This window comes from Thiohalocapsa halophila (assembly GCF_016583825.1).
GTDB classification, from domain to species: Bacteria; Pseudomonadota; Gammaproteobacteria; order Chromatiales; family Chromatiaceae; genus Thiohalocapsa; species Thiohalocapsa halophila.
Genome location: NZ_NRRV01000245.1, coordinates 1 through 731, shown reverse-complemented (window position 1 = coordinate 731; position 731 = coordinate 1). Strand labels below are relative to the sequence as shown.

The following is a 731-nucleotide window of genomic DNA, read 5'->3' as shown; positions in this document are numbered from 1 at the left end:
GGAATGCTCCAATCTCACGACAAGTTGCCCTGTAAGAACGAGGGTGGAGGCATGAACTTTGTCTCCGACCACCTTCTCCTGCGGACGCGCCTCCCCCGTCAGCATCTGCTGGTCAACCAACGCGGCGCCCGACTCGATCTCCCCATCGACCGGGATGGGAGTACCCGCGGTGACCGCTATGTGATCTCCTTGCCGGGTCGCGCTGAGGGGTACAGCGATCTCCGCTCCATCACGCAGCAACCAGACTTCCGGCGGGTGTCCACCAACAATGTCGGCAATCCCCGCCTTGGCTTGGCTACGGCTGCGCAACAGCAGCCTCAGCGCCCAGTAATAGAGAAGCGTCACCAGCGCGCTCAGCACGTACTGGCGCGTTGCGACACCGAGAAGGGTGCCGACCGTGTCCACCAGCTCAATGCGTAGCTCTCTGCGCCGTAGGCCACCCATCATCCGTGTCAGAAACGGGTCCGTGTTGTACCCAATCATGGGCAGGGCGGCGACCAACGCCGCAGGCCACAATAGGCCGATACCGGTCAGTAGTAGGCTCACCGTGGACAGAAGCACGTGCTGCTCCACGCTTGCCGAGTCCTCAAACGCCGGCTCGACCCGCTTTTGACGACGCGGCCTCGACCTCAGCTGGCGCCATCGGCGCTGCCGAGCGCCCCACGCGAACCCGAGCCCACCGGCAAACAGCACCATTCCGACGAGAGGAGTCATCGTCGCCTTGCGCCGGT

Annotated in this window: 1 protein-coding gene; it reads right to left on the bottom strand. The window is 63.9% G+C overall.

Annotated elements, in window-relative coordinates:
* On the bottom strand, nt 1-573 hold a 573-nt coding region (locus CKO31_RS26250), incomplete at its 3' end, for a P-type ATPase actuator domain-containing protein (protein WP_498370627.1).
* Nucleotides 574-731 lie beyond the last annotated feature (158 nt).